We start from the raw sequence: 20,439 nt of genomic DNA, 5'->3' as shown, positions 1-20,439 counted from the left end.
TCAATTTGTTCTATCTTCTCAGGTAGGTTATGAAATGGAAAATCTTTTTCGGGAGTCTTCATGGCGTTTCGCACCATTGTTTACACATTCTTTGCTCTTCTTATTTCCACAGCAGCCTTTGCTACCACATTTCCCCAGCTCGACACAGCGCAAGTCGACACGCTGCGCAGCCAGCAAGGCACACGTATTGTAGATGCACGTAATCCCAATGCCTTTAACGGCTGGGCATTACAGGGTGAGAAACGCACGGGCCACCTTCCCGCTGCCACCAACCTTTCAGCTTCCTGGGTTACGCAAGACCTTCCCCGCACTGCTGAAGTAACTGCGGCAAAAAATCTTTCCGCTGCCAAATCCATCATCGTCTACGGATACACACTTGAACAGGCTACCATTGTAGCTAACTGGCTTGTTGAACAAGGCGTCAGCGCATCACAAATCTCTCTTTATAAAGATTCCTTTGCCGCATGGGTGCAAGCAGGATTACCTCTTGAGCGTCTGCCGCATTACGAAGGTATCGTTCCTGCCCAATGGGTACAAAAACGTATTGCTGAAAAAAATATTCTCGTTGTGGAAGCCTCATGGGGCGAAGGCAAAGTATACAATCAGAACCACATTCCTACAGCTGTGCACCTGAATACAGATCTTCTTGAATCTGAAGCACGCAGATGGAACTACCTTCCGGCTGATGAAATTCGCACTAACCTGCTCTCGATCGGCGTTACCGCAGACACACCAGTGGTGCTGTACGGTGAAGCTGGAATTGACGCAGCACGCGCAGCCGTTGCCATGCGCTCCCTCGGCGTAAAGGACGTTCGAATCCTTAACGGCGGACTTTCCGCATGGAAGGCAGCCGGATTCAAAACTGAACGAACCGAAGTAACGCCTACACCTGCCACAACTTTTGGCACAGCGACTCCAGACACAAGCCTCATCATCGACATCAAAGAGGCAAAGCGGATTCTTAAAGATAAAAATGGCGAGCTTGTTTCCATCCGTACATGGGATGAATACATCGGGGAAACAACCGGCTACTCATATATTAAGCCTAAAGGGCGCATCAAAGGTGCTACATGGGGACATGCAGGAAAAGATTCCTACAACATGGATGACTTCCGCAACCCTGATAACACCATGCGCGATTACACAGAGATTGCAGCATTCTGGAAAGAATGGGGCATTACTCCGGACAAAGAAGTTTCTTTTTATTGCGGCACTGGCTGGCGCGCCAGTGAAGCGTTACTGTATGCTCAGGCTATGGGGTTCACCCAAGCTAGTCTCTATGATGATGGTTGGCATATTTGGAGTATGAATCCAGCTAATCCTACTGCAACAGGCACACCTGTGAAGTAGCAGCCAGCCTTTTTCATCCTTACTGTCGGTATGTCCCCTTAACTACCAAACCCCCTCGGTACAGTAAGAGATGTTATGAAAGCCAGAATCACATGTGTATAGCAGCAATGTGATTCTGGCTTTTTTTGTGCCCGCAAGAGCGAATTAAAAAAAATAATTAAACGGGGATGCTATAGCTTCCCAGCTGCGCAAAAATGGACAAAGAATAAAGTGTAAGAATTTTAGACAGTAATGCGATTTTCTGTCATATATTTTTAGATATTCAATTTTTCTTACACAAAAAGTAAAAACATTAAACTATGCTACACAAAAAACTCTCCCTATAACGACCTTACACATTCACCACAAATGAGGTCGCCATGAACCATCCGAAAACTATTATTCGAGTCGCTGATCTTCCTACTCCTACTGCCGGTCTTGCTCTTGGTATTGCCAGCCTTGGTTGGTGTTGGGAAAATGCAGCACCTTTACAGGGCTACGCACAGTTAACAGGTGCAGCTATTGCTGCCATGTTACTCGTTGCGCTCCTCGCTCGTTTTGTTTTCTACCCTAAATCGTTGCTGAACGATCTTGCTCATCCCGTTGTTGGCAGCGTTGCTCCAACATTCGCCATGGCAACTATGGTTATCTCCAACGCAGTTTCAAAATTTGCTCCAATGGCAGGCGAAGCACTCTGGCTTGCAGCTGTCGGAATTCACCTTATATTTCTTGCATTTTTTATCTTTCACCAGATCAACGATTTTTCCTTACAGAAAATGGTTCCGAGCTGGTTTGTGCCACCAGTGGGCATTATCGTAGCTAACGTAAGCTTCGCTGGAACACACTTCTACTCTTTTGCAACATTGTTATTGTACTTCGGCATGGTTGCTTACGCCATCATGTTGCCGATCATGATCTACCGTCTCATCTTCTGTAATGAAATTGTAGACGCAGCAAAGCCGACCATCGCAATTATGGCAGCACCGGCAAGTCTCTCACTTGCAGGCTACCTGTCCATGACAAGCTCTCCTTCTGCATTAATTATTGCAGTATTACTCGGCATTGCAGTACTCATGACATTTGTACTCTACGTAGCATTTATAAAACTTCTTCGTCTTCCTTTCAGCCCTGGATTCGCAGCTTTCACATTCCCGCTCGTAATCGGGTCTACCGCACTGTACAAATCCAGTGCATGGATGAGCGCACAGGGATGGCAGCAGGAGATTGTAGATCAGGTAGCAAGCCTTGCAACAATGGAACTGTACATTGCAACCATTATCGTTTCCTACGTTGCTATCCGCTACGCACTCTTTTTCTTCCCGAAGGAAGCGATTTTCCCATCCTTCAATAAAGCGCGTCTGGTAGCAGGAACAGTTTCTCACTAATTTTTCCCGCCTAGCGACAAAACAGTATTGCCCGACGTGATTCTCACAAGTGCAATACAACGGCACTAGAAAGAGCCAAAATCTGACATTCATTGCATGTAAGATTTTGGCTTTTTCAATATGCAACCTTATTTCGTGAGGATAACCGAGAAAAGACTTTATGCTTGCAATCTGTCCGCTTACACTGCCGTCCTGATCACAACGCACAATCTCATACGCCAAACTTCTGGCTACTGTAGAAATGAATTGATGGAGGACGTTATGTGTATTTTTAAAAACAAGATTGCTTGGCTATTTCTGATAGCAAGTTTGGTCTGTGGCATTAGCTATAATGTCATTGGATCTCATATCGATGAAAACGGCTTCCTCATTGAACCATTTTTCCTTATTCCGCTCACATGGCTATTTTTTTTCATCAGTATGCTCTCCTTCATTATCGGATTCACCCGCACTGTGTGCTTCCATAAAAAAAGAGCATCCTTAAAAAAATGGTGAGCATACAACTATCTGAAACAAGCACTGTCTTTAGAAAGAAGTGGTAAATAAAGCGTAACACCCAAAATTCCTGCCTAAAGGCAGTCTACAAATTGTTGGGGGTGAACATCGTTATTTAGTCCCAACTATGTTCTCTATACTGCGAGAGCCGCTATATTAATTTTCAATATGGCAGCTCTTTTATATTCTATTTTTAACGCATGTAGACTTTACTTTATAACCTCATCTTATTACGAGTACTGCAAACATAACCTCTAAGTAAAAGGTATTTACTTTATGCGTACTCTTTCAGAATGCGAAATCATAGTTAAAGACGTATTACAGGACAGCCCATACTGTGAAAAATACACTTGGGATGACACTACAACCGCTTCCGCAGAACAAAGCGCTGAATTGAACCGTGCTGACGGCATGGGCATGACGCTGTTTCTTGCAGAGCTTTTACAGGATAACAACGCCCCGTGTGTTGAAGAAGTAATTGGCCTGCTGGAAGAGTTTGTACAGGAATGCACAGCGACCGAAAAAACGGCCTTGCTGGACGAATTAAGCGCGTCCCTCAACAACGCTGATTAATCTCATAGCCAATAGCGGACAGTGCGTTACAACCAGTGCTCAGTGAATTCTACCTGGAGCTCTGTTCTGAACCACATGCTGTACAAGCAAGAACAAGACGCTCGCTTCGGGTATCCGTTGACTTGCAGTTTTCCTCACCTTATTATGGTTGTTCAAAATTAAACACATGAGCCGTCAAGCTCTTACCATAAAGCGAGATTACACATGAACGGATGTATACGTTGTGGCGACAATAAAATGATCAATTACTACTGTGAAAAATGTGGCATGCTTGGATTCTCCAAAGGTCCTAATGGCGCATGGGTTGCCAACACTGGCGACGTAGTAAAAGTAGTTCAAGCTGGCGGCGTTAAAAACGGCTGTCCAACTTGCGGCGGCAAAGTTACCGAACGTGAAGAAAAATTCTGCGTTTGGTGCAAGCCAGAAGAAGAAAAATAAGATTTTCCGTACATAAAAAGCCCCGTACAGTTCGCTGTACGGGGCTTTTTATGTACTTACACCTAATAAATTGTCATGCCAGAGGTGCCCATCGCTCAAATATGAACGGAATGCTGTCTGCAAATGCTCCTGCCTTTCGCTCTAACTTGAAGGCACATCTTTTAATGCCTTCAACCCTTCAGCAGACCGCACATGTAGATCCATTTGCGGGAATGCAATCTCAATTCCCAGCTCGCGGAAAGCTCCATCGATTTCATAGCGTAAATCAGACATCGTTTTTAACGTAAAATCAATGTCATCAATCCATACACGTAAAATGAAATCTAAACTACTTGCACCAAAGTCATTGAACAGAACCCGAGGTTCCGGTTTAGGTAATACGCGCGAATGATCTTTAGCTATTTTCATGAGAGTTTTTTCAACAAGCTTTGTATCTGAGCCGTATGCAACTCCAACAAGAATGTCCCTGCGCAATGTAGGATCGTCTTTTGTCCAGTTTGTTACCTGTGTTGCAATCAGATCGGAATTGGGAATTATGATGCTCGCATTTTCGAACGATTCAACGACTGTGGTTCTAATATTAATTTTTTTCACAGTGCACCACAGCTGCCCTACCTGAATAATATCTTCCTGTTGAATGGAACGACCAAAAAGTAAAATTAAGCCGCTAATAAAGTTATTAAAGATAGCCTGCATACCAAAGCCGATACCCACAGAAAGACCACCTGCGATAACAGTGAAGCTTGTTAAATTTACACCAAGAAATCCCATTGTAAACAAGGCAAACAACGCCCAGAATGTATATGCTGAAATAGTTTCTAAAGAATGTATTGTGCCGCGCTTTGACCTTGGCCACTTTTTCCCCTCACGGTTAATATAGGTTTTAACCACTGCAATTGCCGCACGAGTCAGGAAAAAAAGAGCCACGACCATGACAACATTGAACAACTGCAAAGAAAAACCTTTCCAGCCGAACTTTAAATCGCCTGTTGCTTTAAACACGCCTGCACCGAAGAAATCATAAAGCCAAGATCCAGCAAGCGCTGCCGATGCTGCCCATATTAATGGTGACAATATTCCCATAAGCAATGCACGAACGAATGCGTATGCGCCGGTATCCGGAAGACGGGAAATTCCATATCCTGCGAGACACGTTACCGCCATGCCTATCGTATAGATGTAATAGCCTGTATAAATCAGCATTCCCGCCAAGACAGCAAGCCGACCGAATCCAAACAATGCCATTACGACAGAGGCTATCAGCCCCCAAAACCAGATTGTCTGTTTTATTCTAAGAGAACGAGCAGAGAGGCGACGTTTCATAACGGCGACAATGATTACAACCAATAACACCCACACAAAAATAACAAGTTGCTCCGGCAGACCAGTTACAAGCAAAAGCCCACCCACTGCAAACAACCACGTTAAAAGAATTCTGGAAGGATTGTCGTAGTCACTAAATGTACGTCGAATAATATCTCCCGCCCACATTGAGCCGAAGCTATAAATGCTCACTCCCAGAATGGCGACCATACCGGTCACATGGGGGTAAAAATGATGCTTGGTGAGCATAATGGAAGCGCCGATACTCACCACCACACTGGCAGCTATAAATTTCGGCAGGTCAGACTTATGTTCATTTTTAAGAAAAATACTTTTTCCAATGAACACTCCCAGCCCACTCAAGAGTAAAAAAACTGAAGAAAAGAAGAGAATTTTGCTGCTATAATCTGTTGAGGCGGCGGAAAGGCGTCCCAACCAAACAGGAAGTCGTAACGACAGCCAATAACTGGGCGAAAAATCACTCGTCCAGAACTCACTGGTTAATGGTAGATTTTTCCCTACCAAAAAATAGTTCTCCCACTTGGAAGGTATCTCTTTTTCCATTCGCGTCAAAAGAGTCAGCGATTTCTTTTCTAGCCGCCCTGCAATATCTAATTCGATCTTTATTCGTACGGATTGTTGCTTTAATGTACTCTGGAGTGCGTTTAGTCGGTCGGTATATTTTTGATAATTCCAGTCATCTTCGGATGACAATGGCGCTTCATCTTTACTGGAAAAATTTCCTGACGCATTTTCCAAACCATCAAATCGTGTTTGAACCTGTTTTTGTAGAACCTTCAATGCGTCAAAAATATCAGAACTTTTTTCATTAATACTGGACAGGTGTGCATAAAACTCACAAAGCACCATTGGCGTGGTGCTCGCTATCCCCAGACTTAAAATTATCTGCCGATATCCAGAGTTCAAGAACTGTAATTCGTCCCTAATTTCATCCAGCTTAATGTCGCCTGCTTTACGTAAAGAAGTTTCTTCGTCTTCAAGAATTGCCAGAACATTAAGACGACCAGTATCAGCAGCATTCGCCGACATGGCCTCATCTTGAGAGAAAGCCAAGACAGGGAAAGCAAGAACCCACATGAAACAGATGGCAAAGAATAAACGCCCCATATGCTGAAACCTCTTCGTAAGAGTGGCAAGTACTACGCCAGCGAACACAACACCCAATCTCACTTATTCTATATTCCTTACCGAGTTCCTTACATTACAAATTCTTCTAAAGCTGTTTTATGCGCTTCGAACCTTCACAGCACTCTTTTGCCTCCTAAAAAGCAATAAGCGAAAAGCTCCACCGAGATCATCAATAATTACTCACAACTCTTCAGCGCGCTTCCTCATTTTCAATTGGCAAAACTTGTTTTTCCCATAAAAAAACGTCCCTGTTCTCATTCGAAAACAGGGACGTTCGTTCTATTTTTATATCTTACATTCCAACGGTGGTACGCCTACTGAAACAGCGCCTATGCTATTTTATTCCACTCACACAAACTGTCAGATCAAGCATTCTTCATACTAGTATTCTTACAAATTCAGTATTCACCAACAATTTTTATTCTTGTTCCTGTTCAACCTGATGAGCTAGCTTATGCTTTCTACGCATAAATAAAAGCGCCACTAGAGGAATAATCGCCGCTGCAATACCCATTTGAGAAATAACAGCCGACTTGCTGACCCAATCAAAGGAAATGAACTGCATGGCGAATGCGCCAAGAATAAAATAAGTAAATGTGAGAATGGACGCGGCTGTACCTACGTCGGAATCCACAGTTTCCAAGATCATATGGTTACTTACAGGTCGGCTTACGCCAATCGAGAAGGTCATAAAAAACATGGTAATGGCAAACCCTATCGCGGTGTGCCCAAAGAAAAACAATGCAATACTCGAAACCAAGATGCCAAGAAGCGAACCCTGCAATATTTCCATAGAAGTCATGCCAATACATAGACGTGAGCAAAGGAAAGAGCCCAGCATAAATCCTAAGGCATTAAAACCAAAAAAGATTGCGTACTCTTGTTCCGTCAGTCCGTATGACAGAATGTAAATATCTGCGGAGCCAGCAAGAAATCCAAAAAAACCGATCCCCATGAAGGAAAAGGTAAAACAGCTTAAGGAAAATGGCACATTGGACAATACCGCAGAGTAACGGGAAACGACTTTCCAAACAGAACCGCGTATTTTTTCGAACTCCGGTTCGTCAAAAGTAATGCTCCCGTACATTGCCAATGTTGCAAGCACCGCCTGACATACAAAAATCCAATGCCATGATGCGAATTCCAACACAAAACTACCGAACAACGGTGCAAGCATTGGGCACAACGGGACAATAACCCCCATGTACGCCAGCACTTTTTGGCGTTCCGCACCTGTGTACAAATCTTTAGCAAGAGCCATAGATAGTGCAGAAGCTGATGCCGCCCCGGCTGCCTGAATAATACGGGCAATAACAAGTAGCCAGATACTTTGAGACAAAGCACATAGCAGGCTGCCAAGAATATAGATAGTAATGCCGCCCAGCAAGACAGGACGCCTGCCGACACGGTCTGATAGCGGACCGTAGATCAACAGCGAAAAGCTGAAAAACACAAAGAAAAGTACCAGCGACAAGTTCGCAGTAGCCAGCGGTATCCCCATCTGTTCCTGAATAATAGGCAACGCAGGAAGATACATATCCGTAGACAGCGCTGGGAACGCCGCCAGAAGCGTAATAAAAACAAAATGTGACATATCTTTCCATGTACCCAAAGTTCAAATTGCTACTAACCCAAAACAGGCTCTAAAATGTTCAGCCTACAGTACCCGTTGCAAAATAGTACTGACGATTATTTACCCTGCATATGCTTCAAAGATACCCCCACCCTTAGGTCGGAATAAATCTGGGCAGTGTTACAACACGGAAAAATCTAAGTCCAAAGCCATATAGCCGTATGTAAGAATTTGATTTTTTTATGAAGTACGATCAGGCAATCGCGTGAAGTAAGAAAGCCATACAGCAACAAGTATTCGGCGCAGAATGTGTTCGTTTTTCATCAGTCTGCAATTACAGACCTTTTTTAACGCAGTAAACAAAAACACTTACGCCTATGGCAACCCCTGTCATCATAATTGCCCAAGCCAGCTTCGTATAAAAAGGATCATTTTCTTTCATAGTTATGCTCTTATCTTGTAGTGGAGTGCATCTGCAATATAAACAGACAATTTACGTACAATTTAATACGTAATTTTACTGAGACACACATACTTGCCACTGGTCACTATGTACACTACAAAGGCTGCGTCTACCTAAATATCAGCGTATTGTTACAATGATACGATATGAAATTTTTTATAGGAGGGAATATGGATATTTCCACTTTTGATAAAGAGGTTAAGGCGGCGCTTGGAACACTTCCTGAAGAGCCAATTAAGTATGCAAAAGTAGTTGTAAACACTGCGGAGAACTTCATAGATTTCTACTTTGTAGACATCACTTGGAACGACGGATTAGGCGAAACAACCACGCAGCTCAAAATAAGCCGTGAAATTTCTTCCAAAGAAATTCATGAAAAAATTACAGCTGCATACGATTACGCTTCTCTTCAAGCTCTTATGTAATCACTGCACATAAAAAAGCTCCATCTACGTTGTCTATAGATGGAGCCTTTTTTATTGGGGGATGTCTCAAGTACCCTAAACCACGTCTCTTCCTTCAAGGTAGTGCGTTCTCAGACCAACGACGTTAAGCCTTACGCCAGTTCCGCTTAGTCATTGTTCTTCCGCCTCAAGGATCAGACAAAGTTACAGATACTAGCAAGATACTCCCCTTAGGCACGGTACTATCAAATACCCTTCTTCCGCATTGCCTAATGCCTCGTACCTGCCACAAAGATAGAATAATCCTACAATGGCAGATGTGATGGCATCCAATTCATCGTGGCTGATCTTTATTCTTTTTTGTGTGACAGTTTTTTTGGTGGAAGAAGCTTGTGTTGAAATTTTTTTCGCCGAAACACCATCTAACGGTGTCCGATTATCCACGTGCTGACTCCAGCTGGCTTTAGCGCGTATCTTTTTAGGACTAATCGTAATGGCACTGGAAACCTGCGCTTCTTCCTTCTGACTCACTGCGCCCTGTGTAAATTGACCTGTGATACCGAATTCAATCAGTCCCTCAATAAGATCTGCCAACCCTGCCTGCTTGCGCGGAATAGAAAGAATGTCCTGCGTGCCGCCGGGGTACCCTTCAATTACTTCCAGACCAAGCGCCTTAAATTTGGCCGCAAGCCCCATGCCCCGCTGCGTTAACTTTTGCATACTGGGAATAAGACAAGGATAGCTCGAAATCCCGCGCTGCTTTAACACCCTTTCGCATTCACGAGTAATGCCATACTGCTCACGCATGATGTCATCATCCCAAAACGTTGTTCGTCCATGAGGGATACCAAGCGGGGAATCTATAGAAATTAAATTTGCTCCTGCAACGAGTGCCGCTTCAATCATATCTTCATCAGTCTTCATGCGTGATGTCGTCGCAATATTGCCGCGCAGAACACAAAAACCGGACTCCCTTTTTTCTGACGCAACGAGATCTATTCCCACAACGCAAACATCATCAAGCGACATTTCCGCTTGCAACTGGCTGTAGGTCACAGCAGGAGCTTGATCACCTTTGTATGCAGAGATTTTAATGCCGGAACTAAATCCATAGTTCGTTGCCGTTGCCCATTTGATTACGCTTGAAGACTTTGCAAAGCGAACTGAGGAGCGCACAGCAACAGGAATAGACTTCTTGGCGTACAAACGAGCGATGCAGGCATCCTGCAACACTTTCTGCGCTTCAATATCCGCATGGTTATGCGTGATCATCCGCCGCAACGCAGCAGAATCTCCACGACGATAACGATGCCACAATACAGATGGGGACTCAGTAGCTGTGAGGCGTACCAGCCCGACAGCATGTTCAATGGCCGTTCTGCCGCCAGACAATCCCGCCCGCTTTGCACAATATCGTAGATCAATATGAGCAGACGGCAGCACCATTTCTGGAAAGTGCTTCTGAATAAATTTGCAGTCGTGCATCGTACCGTTAAACGTCACAACAACTTTTGCGCGCCGTATTGCTTCTACAAATGCACTCGAATCCTCCCCCGCCACATACACATTGTATGTTTTACCAAACGACCAGCCTATCATAGTGAGCGAATCATAATACAGGCTGCTTCCGGTAGTTTCCACACGCAAAAACATCACATCGTCAGGAAACTCCAAAGCAATCCTGTAATGCTCTGCCTTTGGCAAGGCACGGGCAAAGAACTCAGCATCGCCTGAACTAAGTGCATCAACAGAATCATTCAACGCGCAGGGACGTGAAACCGGCGCATCCTTCGCAAACAGCGTCCAGTCCGTTACCCCCTGTTGCCAGAGAACTTCTTCCTGCCGCTTGCTGATTCCTCTAATATGAAGAAATGTATTTGTGATCATCAGTATTGTATTCAGTACGCCTATAACAGGTTAGGTGACGAAAGTTTTTTCAGCGCAATAAAGATCACACAAGAAAAAACAGCCAAGATTGATGCCAGCACCATTGCTCTATCAAACTCACCGCTGAACACAGCGTTGTAAATTTCAAGAGACAGCGTGTTGGTTTTACCGATAATATTTCCACCCAGCATAAGGGTTATACCCACTTCACCGAGTCCCCTCCCAAGGGCAAGAAACCAACCGGTCGCTATACTACGACGAATATTGGGAAGAAGAACCTGCCAGAAGGTTTCCCAATCATTCTTTCCCAGCACATGGGCAAGCTCCGCCAACCGGCGAACATCGCCCCTCAGTGCCGTTTCGACAGACTTTACCATAAGCGGCAGCCCCGCCACAAACGAGGCTATGACCACACCTGTAAAACTGAACACAATATCTACAGGAAGCGCAGTACCGATAAGCCCTGAGCGTCCAAGTAGCATAAGCAGTACAAATCCTGTGGCTATTGGTGGAAACACCAGCGGCAGCGTGACCAAAAAATCCACCACAGAACGCATCATGCTTTTTTTACTTGTCAGATAATACCCAAGTAAAACACCACTTACTAAATGCAGTATCCCCACAAGACATAGCGTTTTTAGCGTAAGGTACAGAGGAGTAGTAGTTTGCTGCTCCGATAATATTGCAAAAAAATCCATACAGACTATAGCCCGTGCTTATGAACGATGGCCTGCGCTTCGGGCGTATTGAGAAATTTCAAAAAATCCTGCTGTTCTTTTTCCTGCGATTTGTTGGCAAGTACGCCCACAACAATTGAAATGGGGGAGTACAATGACTCATCCACCATTACATACCCGCCAAGCTTATCTGCAACATTCAACGCATGGGTAAGGTTCAAGAATCCCATATCAACTTCATTGGTTGCTAAGTATGAAAATACCTGCGGAACAGTGGATACTTCCACAAGTTTGGGTTGAATTGCAGGAATCCTTCCGCTTGATTGTAAAAATTCACGCGCAGCTTTGCCATAAATAGCTTTCTTACCATCCGGTAACGCAACGCGAGTTGTCTGCGGAGCATCCAACCCTTCAACAGTTGATGCTTTTACGGATTTGGAAAATGCCAGCACAAGCTTGCCGCGTCCGAGTTCGTACATCGACTGCATGGGAAGGTGTGCTTTTTTCAAAAATCCGGTGTCACCAAGAACCAACCCTACCTTACCCCCCTGCTTTGCCAACATGGTTACACGAGCCATATTGCCAAAGATAAGATCAACAGAATTACCTGTCTGCTGCGCATATTCAGCAACAAGAGCGTTCACCATTTTTTTGTATCCAGCACCGGATGCTAAAACAACATCGTCAGCCAAACATGCTGTTACTGAAGAAACAAACAGAAATACACCCATGAGAGCAATTCGAAGTAAATTCATAATATTTATCCTTACATAGATACAAAAAAGCATAACGCACAACGCTGATTCTCTATGTAAAGCCAACCTCAAACACAACCGAGTCACGTAAATAATATAAACCGTGACATCACCCCTTGCGTCTCCAGCCACAAACAGCTGTCACAACATGACTAAGTTCACAAACAACAACATCTTGCAATTTCAAACAGTTAGATGATTCAACTTTTTCAGAAATTCTAATACCCGCCCTGCACAGTAGAAGCTGTGTAGACTTGCTGGATTCACTACTGCGGTGGTTATTATTTCTAACATGTACGGATGGTTATGTTGCTTCAAAAGCATAGGAGTACATACTGTTTCAGATCAAGAGCAACACTCACAGAATAGAAGGCAAACACTCTCCCTGATACGTTAAGGGCGACACATCGTGTCGCCCAAGGAGTGTCTTCACTCTGTCTCTGGCAGTGAATGTCTGCATTCTGTACATTTTGATGAATGTCTTAACTCTTTATTTTTCTGTATATTTTAATGAATGGCTGTACTTCCGTATATTCTAATCTTCGACGTTCAGGTTCACCTCACTGACCGTCGAACACCAAAATCGTACAGCGATGAGTGCAGTTCCCCTTGTGCCTTCTTTTCGTCAGTTCAAATTAACTTAAGTTATGGAGACTGCTATGCCTATATGCGAACAAGTAAATGGATTTTTTATTCCAAGCGTTACCTTGATGGGAATCGGAGCACATAAAGAGCTCCCTGCTAAAGTCCGCTCGTTGGGTGGAACCAAGCCGCTGCTGGTAACAGATAAGGGAATGACTGCCATCGGCATGACTCAAAAAATTGTAGATCTGCTTGTGGCGGACGGTATTCACTGTGTTGTTTTTGATGAAACAGTGCCGAACCCTACAGATAAAAACGTAGCGGACGGGCTTGCCGTATATCAAAAAGAACAATGTGATTCGCTTATCACCCTTGGTGGCGGCAGCGCACATGACTGCGGCAAGGGCATAGGACTGGTAAGCACCAACGGTGGTACTATTCACGATTATGAAGGGCTGGATAAATCAGAAAAAGGTATGCCGCCATATATAGCAGTTAACACCACTGCCGGTACTGCTTCAGAAATGACACGCTGTTGCGTTATTACCAACACAGCGCGCAAAGTAAAAATGGCCATCATTGATTGGCACGTAACACCTGCCATCGCGCTAGATGACCCGCTGCTGATGATGGGAATGCCACCTGCCCTCACAGCAGCAACCGGCATGGATGCATTAACGCATGCCATTGAAGCATATGTATCCATAGCAGCTACACATCTGACTGATGCATGTGCGGAAAAAGCAATCAAACTTGTATCAAAGCACCTGCGCCCGGCCGTTGCCAACGGGCAGGACATTAATGCTCGCGAAGGCATGTGCTACGCTCAATATCTGGCAGGAATGGCCTTCAACAATGCAAGTGTCGGGCATGTTCATGCTATGGCGCACCAGTTAGGCGGCTATTACAACCTGCCGCATGGCGAATGTAATGCTATTCTTTTACCATTTGTTGAAGAACGAAATCTGATCGCTAAAATGGATCGCTTTGCAGAAATGGCTGCATGGCTGGGTGAAGATACCGAAGGCATCAGCACCCGCGATGCTGCTAAAAAATGTATGAAAGCAATCCGCGCATTATCTAAAGATGTCGGCATCCCGAGCGGATTAAAAGAACTGGGAAAACGCTACGGGAAAGAAGTGAAAATCGCTGACATTCCGATCATGACTGAAAATGCTCAAAAAGACGCATGCGTACTCACAAATCCACGTACTCTCACTCATGAAGAAGTTATGGAGATTTATGAAGCCGCTATGTAACTAAACCATCATACACAACGGCATCCCCATGCCCTTGTGTTTCCGCTCCTCGCAAAACCAAATGCCCCCTTCTCATGCACTGAGAAGGGGGTAAAAGGCTACAGGAGGAAAAAGTTCATGCAGCCGATACGGAACTGGGGGTAAATTTGGGGTATGTAGCTCCACGCCAAGAGCTACATACTATTATTGTGCATTCAGCAGATGCAGGTTGGGTGCATAGCTGATTTTTTGGAAAAACATGGGAACAAATGCCATCTCGTGACACCGTCACTCTGCATCTTTCAGCAACCTGAAAGCCAACATAAATTTTTTATACGCTACTTTTTCAATCAAAGTTTATTGGTAGAACTCGTCTTAGAAAAAGAACTTCATAATGTAGTCGAGAACAAACCAGCTTGCGCCGAGTAACGCAAACAATAGTAAAATTTTACTGAAGCCATTCTTAGCCTTTGTCAGCTCGACACGTTGATTTGTGTCATCCACCAATTCGACTGTATAAAAACGCGGTTTGTCTGGTTCCAATATAAACACAACAAGCCCGCCTTTTATGACCAAAGACTCTTCCAGAACCATATAGTCAAAGTCGTACTGCTCATTTGTCGTTACATTAACAAAGGTGTATGTGCTGAACCGCATATTGTCGTCATCAGCATATTCCAGCTCTGACACTGCATCACATTCGTCTGCTATCACTTCTACGCTCATTGCATCTGCTCCTTCACAATAAGTACGGGACAAGCACTGCTGTATACAAGTTTATGCACCACACCACCCACTAGAAGATGGGACAGCTTACTGCGTACACCCGCCCCAATAACGACCAGCCCTGCGTTCTTTTTCTGCGCCTCTTCAATTAACACCTCGTGTGTTGGATTGCCGTAGCGCACTGCCACATCAAAGTCCCTTACATCCGAAGCGTCGACTATGCTTTTCACGGCTTCCACAGCCTGCTCTGTTTTTTCCACCACGGCACGTTCTACCACTGGTGAAAGACTGAACGCCTCCATGTCCATTTCGTAGGCGATACCGGCTGTAAGTCGAGAGCCATAGCGTTCTGCCAATGCGCTCGCCTGTTGCGCCGCAGCGTTGGCTTCTGCACTTGCGTCATATGCTAGAAAAATACTTTGTAATGAAAGCCCTTTGTTTCCGGTGATTACCAGAAGATCACAATCTGTCTGACGCACTACCGTACCGGCAACAGAGCCGATCACTATGGATTGCAGAAGCTTTTTTGAGTGCGTGCCGAGTGCGACAAGGTCACATCCGAGGGAAGTTATCTGCTCCACAAGAACATCTGCCGGATTTCCTATGCAGAAATGTCCCCGAACCTTCATGCCTTCTGATTCACATAAAGAGACTGCATTATTAAGAGCGTTACGAATATCTTCGTACATATTGTACAGAACACTTGTATCACCTTGGATTCGCAAATCACCCTGATACTCCGGACAAACCGTAACAATATCGATCATGGAATTTTCAGAACGTGCAAAGCGTGCTGCCTGCCGAACTATATCCAAGGATGATTCTGCGCCGTCAAAAGCTACAAGCATTTTTTTATACATTCGTAACGCCCTTCTGTGCTTAGATTACATCGTGCTTATGCGTTAGAGCCTGCACCCATTTCCATTTCACGTTCTTTTCTGCGACCAACGATCATACCTTTAAGGATGATGTACGCGCCTACGCCCAAAGCAAAACACATAAGTCCGAAACTTACCTGACTCATGCTACTGATAAGACCGGAGTCCCAGTTAATAGCATCAAGCTGTTTTAAGTATTTAGGAATAGCAAGACCGCGACTGAATGCAACGATCAGCATAATAGTCGCCATTACATATTTGATTACATAATCCTTAACATACGTAGTACCGATTGCGCCAAGCTGAACACCAAATAATGAACCGGCAAGAATTATAAGGGTAAGGCGAATGTCTACCATACCATAGAATGCCCAGATGAGTGTGCCGCCAAGACCCATTACAAATGCAACAACAAGCTCGGTTGCAGATGCCATAAGGCTGGTCATACCGATAATGTAGATCATGCCCGGTACGCCTGCGAAACCGCCAACAGCAATAGTAGCTGCAAGCAAACCTGCTGCAAGGCCAACCGGTGCGGTAAACCAGAATGAAATTCGGATGTCGCTGCCTTTAAAGGTCACCATCGGCCACAGTTCGATGCTTTGCAGTTTTTTAGCAAGGTTGGTTACTTTTTCTTCACCACCATTGCGTTTTGTAGTGATGGCATCTTTCATAACAAAGCTGCCAACGGTAACCAGCACGAACACAAATGCTAACGAAACGTAGAGGTTTGAACCAGCTGGTCCCCATAACTCAAGAATTAGTTTTTGAATTTGAATACCAATCTGCACGCCAACTTCGGCAGAGATACCGACAATCAAACCCATTTTAATATCTACCTGACCGTACTTGTAACGTTTTAATGCGCCTACAAGTGCTTTAGGGAATTTATGGCACATGTTACTTGCAACAGCGACAGGTCCCGGAACGCCGAGACTCATCATACCCGGTGTAAGAACAAATGCGCCGCCGGAGCCGATAAAGCCACTTACCAGTCCGCCTACGAAGCCTACAAAGAAGAGAAAAAGCACACCCGCAAGAGACAAGTCTACAAAGCGCGCGCCGTCTAATAATAAATCATGCATGGTATATCTCCTGACTATTCGTCACTGCTACGCATTCATTGCCGCGCGACTTCGGGTGTCTTTACGCTGGGTTGTTTCTGCCTTTTTAGTCTTTCTCCCAGCACTTGAGGAAGCTTCAATGCCTAATGCTGTCCAAACGTTACTGGCGAAGTTCCCATGTACGTAGGAAAACAAAAATACAGTTGAAACAGGCAGCAAACAGTACGCGCCACCCTTTGCATATAAAGTGACCATAGGATCTGCAAATTTAAAAACAGCTGCGTATAAGGCGATACTTACTGCGCCGAATAATAGAGCTTTGATTTTTGCTTTTTTCTTTCTGTCGTGAGCGTTCATTATATCTCCTTCGGTACTACCTGCGTTTGGTGTTACGCACGTAACTGAGGTCTTTTTTTTGCGTTCTTTGAAGCCTGTCTGTTAGATGTTGCTTTTTTCCCCTTATGCTCGTTGACGATACGATTAGCCGTATCACTATCGCCACTCTCAGCAAACACGACCGCTACAAATAGCCTTTCTAGCGTTTTAAACAGATTCACAACGCCCTCCTTTATCAAGCGTAGGACCTCTGCGTTACTCAGCATCTCCCCATGCTAAGTATTCGTCATAAAAAAATAGGGCACATCTATGTGTAATTGAGCTGGTATGCGTTCTTCACACCGCAGAAGAACAAATTCTACTTCTCTCGTTTCATTGCAAATATTTCGTACTGCCTCGCAAAAGCTCGAAAACACAATAACTTGCCTGGCATTAATGCTTGGGGTGGAACCCGGTAATTTGGCGACCTCCTCGCTAAATATTTGTTTGAAAGAACGGTTTGATGATTCAAGAAACTTTTTACCCAGCTGCCCTGCCTTTGCTTTGCCCAGCACGCAGGCGAACAACAGTTCGCATCCTAAACGTGCTGCAATAGGCAACGCAGCTTGGATAACCTGCCTTTCGGCTGGTTCTCCGTCATAGGCAACGATGATCTTCTTCTGCTTCTCATCTGCCTTCATCATTTCCAGAGCCGTATCCCACTCACCTGCTTCCGCAAATGCTGCTGCGGTTGTTACGGACTCCAGCATCTTAAGTATCTTCATGAATTATCTCACCATTCTCCTCGGGGTTATCTCCCTCAATAAAGCAGCATTCGTGCCAATTTATAACTATCTATTTTAATTGATTTTATTTTACAGATGCATTTTTACTACTAAAAAAACCGCTACAAATTGCAGCGGTTGTAATTATATCGCTGTAATTTGCAGCAATTCATTTGCAACATGGGATTATATCGCAAAAAAAATGCTGCATATTGCAGCAGCGGAATACATAGATTTACTGATATCAACCTGATATACATAGATAAACAAAAGGCGGGAAAGATGGGACTTTTTAGCAGACCAGAGAACATTGCCCCTGTACCGGAAACAACCGCAACCACGCAGGAAGAGCTGCGTAGCGCCGTTGAGAAAGCAAAGCTGCCTGAAAATGTACGGCACATTGCACTGGAAGAAATCACCAAGCTGGACAGAACAGATCCGTCCATTGCCGAGTTTGGCGTTGGTGTGACCTATGTAGAAATGCTGCTTTCGCTTCCGTGGAATATTTCATCTCAGGATAATCTGGAGCTTGAAAACGCCGTCACCGTGCTTAATCAGGAACACTTTGGATTGAATGGCGTAAAGCAGCGCATTCTAGAATATCTAGCTTCCAACATCACCTGTCATATTAAAAAAAGTACCGTACTTGTTGTGGATGATGAAGAAATCTCCCGCGACAACATGGCATATGCACTTGGAAAACTTTCCTGCGAAATCCTTGTCGCCTCAAATGGTCTGGAGGCTGTAAGTATTCTGGAAGAACGCAATGTGGACTGCATTGTAACTGACCTTAAAATGCAGAAAATGGATGGGCTTGAGCTGCTTAACTATGTTCAGGAAGAATGGCCGGACACCAAGCTTATTATTGTTACTGGCTACGCAACCGTAGACAACGCCATTGGCGCACTCAAACAAGGTGCTCTGCATTATTTGCCTAAACCCATCAACTTAGAGATTCTTCGCAACACCGTTCAAGAAATTTTAGAACAGCAGAAACAGGCATGTTCCGTTTCAGGCCCAATCCTGTGCTTCACGGGCCCTCCGGGTACCGGAAAAACATCCATCGGCAAATCTGTTGCCAATGCCCTTTCCAGAAAATTTGTTAGACTCTCACTTGCCGGAATGCGCGACGAGGCAGAACTTCGCGGGCACAGACGCACGTACGTGGGCGCAATGGCTGGCCGCATCATCAGTGAACTGAACAAATGCGGTGTAAACAACCCCGTCTTTATGTTGGATGAGATAGATAAAATAGGTCAGGACTTCCGAGGCGATCCTGCATCTGTCCTGCTGGAAATTCTTGATCCTGAACAGAACAGGCATTTTTTAGACTACTATATTGATACTCCGTTCGACCTTTCCCGCGTCATGTTCATTACAACAGCAAACGTAGTAGAAAATCTCCCCGCACCGTTGCGGGACAGAATGGAGATTATCCCCTTCTCCTGCTACACCTTGAATGAAAAGAAACAAATCGGGTTGGATTACCTTGCGCCGCGTCAGCTACGCACTCTCGGCTATTCTCAAAACGAAATTTCGTTCACACCGGAAGCCATGTCCACACTCATTTCCGGTTACACCAGAGATGCAGGGCTGCGCAGTGTGAACAGAGAAATTGGTAATGTCTGCCGCAAAATCAATTTACAGATTCTGCAACAGTCCAAACAGCCACCTATCTCTGTTTCAAGCGACGATATTGTTTCACTGCTGGGGTACGAGCGATACACATTTGAGGCTGCAACAGCGCAGCCGCTTATCGGTGTAACGGCGGGTCTGGTATGGAGCGAATATGGCGGACAGCTTATCTATATTGAAACAGCCAAAATGAAAGGCACTGGACAACTGCTGATGACAGGCTCTCTGGGGGACATTTTGAAAGAATCCGCCCAGACAGCACTCAGTTTCATCCGAAGCAATGCTACGCAGTTTTCAATTGATGAGAATATGTTTGAACAAACGGACATCCATGTTCACATCCCAGCTGGTGACATATCCAAAGACGGTGCATCAGCAGGAATAACAATCGCGATGGCGCTGCTGTCACTACTCACGAGACGACCTGCACGAAGGGACGTTGCCCTGACGGGGGAATTTACCCTGAGCGGACGAGTATTACCTGTAGGGGGATTGCGCGAAAAGATTTTGGCAGCGCAGCAAGCCGGAGTCCGCACTATTCTGCTGCCGGAACGCAACAAAAGAGAAGTGCTTGTTATGAATGATGAAGTGCGCAACGCAGCGGAACTGCATTTCATATCTTCTATCAATGAAGTGGTAGATTTAGTACTCCTGCCGTCCTCAGAGTTACAGCACGCGCAGGGAGAAGGCTAAAGTACAAGAAACGCGCTTTCAGAGCAAAAACGACACAAGTAAAACAATATTAGCGAAAAATAAGAACCAAAG

19 protein-coding genes are annotated in these 20,439 nt (G+C 44.8%); 8 read left to right on the top strand and 11 right to left on the bottom strand.

The features are described 5' to 3' along the window. Positions 1-60 precede the first annotated feature (60 nt). The 5 genes from MKHDV_RS12340 (at position 61) to MKHDV_RS12320 (ending at position 4,220) form a co-directional block, all read left to right on the top strand. Positions 61-1,350 (top strand): rhodanese-like domain-containing protein, encoded by a 1,290-nt coding sequence (locus MKHDV_RS12340; protein ID WP_160715728.1) that lies wholly within the window; start codon positions 61-63, stop codon positions 1,348-1,350. 359 nt (positions 1,351-1,709) lie between these two features. Beyond that, positions 1,710-2,714, top strand: coding sequence for a TDT family transporter (locus MKHDV_RS12335; protein WP_160715727.1), 1,005 nt, complete (start codon positions 1,710-1,712; stop codon positions 2,712-2,714). 120 nt (positions 2,715-2,834) lie between these two features. After that, a complete protein-coding gene (locus MKHDV_RS19220; protein WP_371416028.1) occupies positions 2,835-3,209 on the top strand; it encodes a DUF3955 domain-containing protein in 375 nt (124 codons plus the stop codon). A gap of 276 nt (positions 3,210-3,485) precedes the next feature. Beyond that, the gene (locus MKHDV_RS12325) at positions 3,486-3,782 is read left to right on the top strand and encodes a hypothetical protein (protein WP_160715725.1); all 297 of its coding nucleotides are present in this window, start codon (positions 3,486-3,488) and stop codon (positions 3,780-3,782) included. Positions 3,783-3,986: 204 nt separating this feature from the next. Further along, positions 3,987-4,220 (top strand): hypothetical protein, encoded by a 234-nt coding sequence (locus MKHDV_RS12320; protein WP_160715724.1) that lies wholly within the window; start codon positions 3,987-3,989, stop codon positions 4,218-4,220. 141 nt (positions 4,221-4,361) lie between these two features. Here MKHDV_RS12320 and MKHDV_RS12315 read toward each other — a convergent pair whose 3' ends face one another. Together MKHDV_RS12315 and MKHDV_RS12310 are read right to left on the bottom strand one after the other, a co-directional pair. Then, complete coding sequence (locus MKHDV_RS12315) at positions 4,362-6,671, bottom strand: mechanosensitive ion channel family protein (protein ID WP_160715723.1); 2,310 nt, start codon at positions 6,669-6,671, stop codon at positions 4,362-4,364. Positions 6,672-7,110: 439 nt separating this feature from the next. Continuing rightward, positions 7,111-8,286, bottom strand: a complete 1,176-nt coding sequence (locus MKHDV_RS12310) for a Bcr/CflA family efflux MFS transporter (RefSeq protein ID WP_160715722.1) — start codon at positions 8,284-8,286, stop codon at positions 7,111-7,113. A 612-nt stretch (positions 8,287-8,898) separates the two neighbouring features. Between MKHDV_RS12310 and MKHDV_RS12305 the strand changes: the two genes are divergently transcribed. Then, positions 8,899-9,153 (top strand): hypothetical protein, encoded by a 255-nt coding sequence (locus tag MKHDV_RS12305; RefSeq protein WP_160715721.1) that lies wholly within the window; start codon positions 8,899-8,901, stop codon positions 9,151-9,153. Positions 9,154-9,345: 192 nt separating this feature from the next. On the opposite strand, the gene MKHDV_RS12300 is transcribed toward MKHDV_RS12305, so the two are convergent. From MKHDV_RS12300 to modA, 3 genes are read right to left on the bottom strand one after another with little or no spacing between them, the layout of a single operon-like run. After that, positions 9,346-11,019, bottom strand: a complete 1,674-nt coding sequence (locus MKHDV_RS12300; RefSeq protein WP_160715720.1) for a ribonuclease H-like domain-containing protein — start codon at positions 11,017-11,019, stop codon at positions 9,346-9,348. Between the two features lie 20 nt (positions 11,020-11,039). Further along, positions 11,040-11,717 carry a molybdenum ABC transporter permease gene (locus tag MKHDV_RS12295; protein ID WP_160715719.1) on the bottom strand — a complete coding sequence of 226 codons (678 nt, stop codon included), beginning with the start codon at positions 11,715-11,717 and terminating at the stop codon, positions 11,040-11,042. Between the two features lie 5 nt (positions 11,718-11,722). Continuing rightward, the gene (modA, locus tag MKHDV_RS12290) at positions 11,723-12,451 is read right to left on the bottom strand and encodes a molybdate ABC transporter substrate-binding protein (protein WP_160715718.1); all 729 of its coding nucleotides are present in this window, start codon (positions 12,449-12,451) and stop codon (positions 11,723-11,725) included. Positions 12,452-13,110: 659 nt separating this feature from the next. Here modA and MKHDV_RS12285 point away from each other — a divergent pair. Next, positions 13,111-14,292, top strand: coding sequence for an iron-containing alcohol dehydrogenase (locus MKHDV_RS12285; protein ID WP_160715717.1), 1,182 nt, complete (start codon positions 13,111-13,113; stop codon positions 14,290-14,292). A gap of 354 nt (positions 14,293-14,646) precedes the next feature. Here the strand turns inward: MKHDV_RS12285 and MKHDV_RS12280 are convergent, their stop codons facing one another. The 6 genes from MKHDV_RS12280 to MKHDV_RS12255 are packed head-to-tail and all read right to left on the bottom strand — an operon-like array spanning position 14,647 to position 18,039. Continuing rightward, positions 14,647-14,997 carry a hypothetical protein gene (locus MKHDV_RS12280; RefSeq protein ID WP_160715716.1) on the bottom strand — a complete coding sequence of 117 codons (351 nt, stop codon included), beginning with the start codon at positions 14,995-14,997 and terminating at the stop codon, positions 14,647-14,649. Beyond that, a complete protein-coding gene (locus MKHDV_RS12275; protein ID WP_160715715.1) occupies positions 14,994-15,857 on the bottom strand; it encodes a universal stress protein in 864 nt (287 codons plus the stop codon). Before MKHDV_RS12275 ends, MKHDV_RS12280 begins: the two co-directional genes overlap by 4 nt. A gap of 35 nt (positions 15,858-15,892) precedes the next feature. Next, positions 15,893-16,960 carry a sulfite exporter TauE/SafE family protein gene (locus MKHDV_RS12270; protein ID WP_160715714.1) on the bottom strand — a complete coding sequence of 356 codons (1,068 nt, stop codon included), beginning with the start codon at positions 16,958-16,960 and terminating at the stop codon, positions 15,893-15,895. Positions 16,961-16,987: 27 nt separating this feature from the next. Further along, positions 16,988-17,296: a hypothetical protein gene (locus MKHDV_RS12265; RefSeq protein ID WP_160715713.1), complete on the bottom strand. Its 309-nt coding sequence runs from the start codon at positions 17,294-17,296 to the stop codon at positions 16,988-16,990. A 32-nt stretch (positions 17,297-17,328) separates the two neighbouring features. Then, a complete protein-coding gene (locus MKHDV_RS12260) occupies positions 17,329-17,496 on the bottom strand; it encodes a hypothetical protein (RefSeq protein WP_160715712.1) in 168 nt (55 codons plus the stop codon). Positions 17,497-17,550: 54 nt separating this feature from the next. After that, positions 17,551-18,039 carry a hypothetical protein gene (locus MKHDV_RS12255; RefSeq protein ID WP_160715710.1) on the bottom strand — a complete coding sequence of 163 codons (489 nt, stop codon included), beginning with the start codon at positions 18,037-18,039 and terminating at the stop codon, positions 17,551-17,553. A gap of 282 nt (positions 18,040-18,321) precedes the next feature. On the opposite strand from MKHDV_RS12255, the gene MKHDV_RS12250 reads away from it, so the two are divergent. Continuing rightward, positions 18,322-20,367 (top strand): S16 family serine protease, encoded by a 2,046-nt coding sequence (locus tag MKHDV_RS12250; RefSeq protein WP_160715708.1) that lies wholly within the window; start codon positions 18,322-18,324, stop codon positions 20,365-20,367. Positions 20,368-20,439 lie beyond the last annotated feature (72 nt).

Source organism: Halodesulfovibrio sp. MK-HDV, from assembly GCF_009914765.1.
Taxonomy (GTDB): Bacteria; Desulfobacterota; Desulfovibrionia; order Desulfovibrionales; family Desulfovibrionaceae; genus Halodesulfovibrio.
This window is presented reverse-complemented; position numbering and strand designations above follow the sequence as displayed.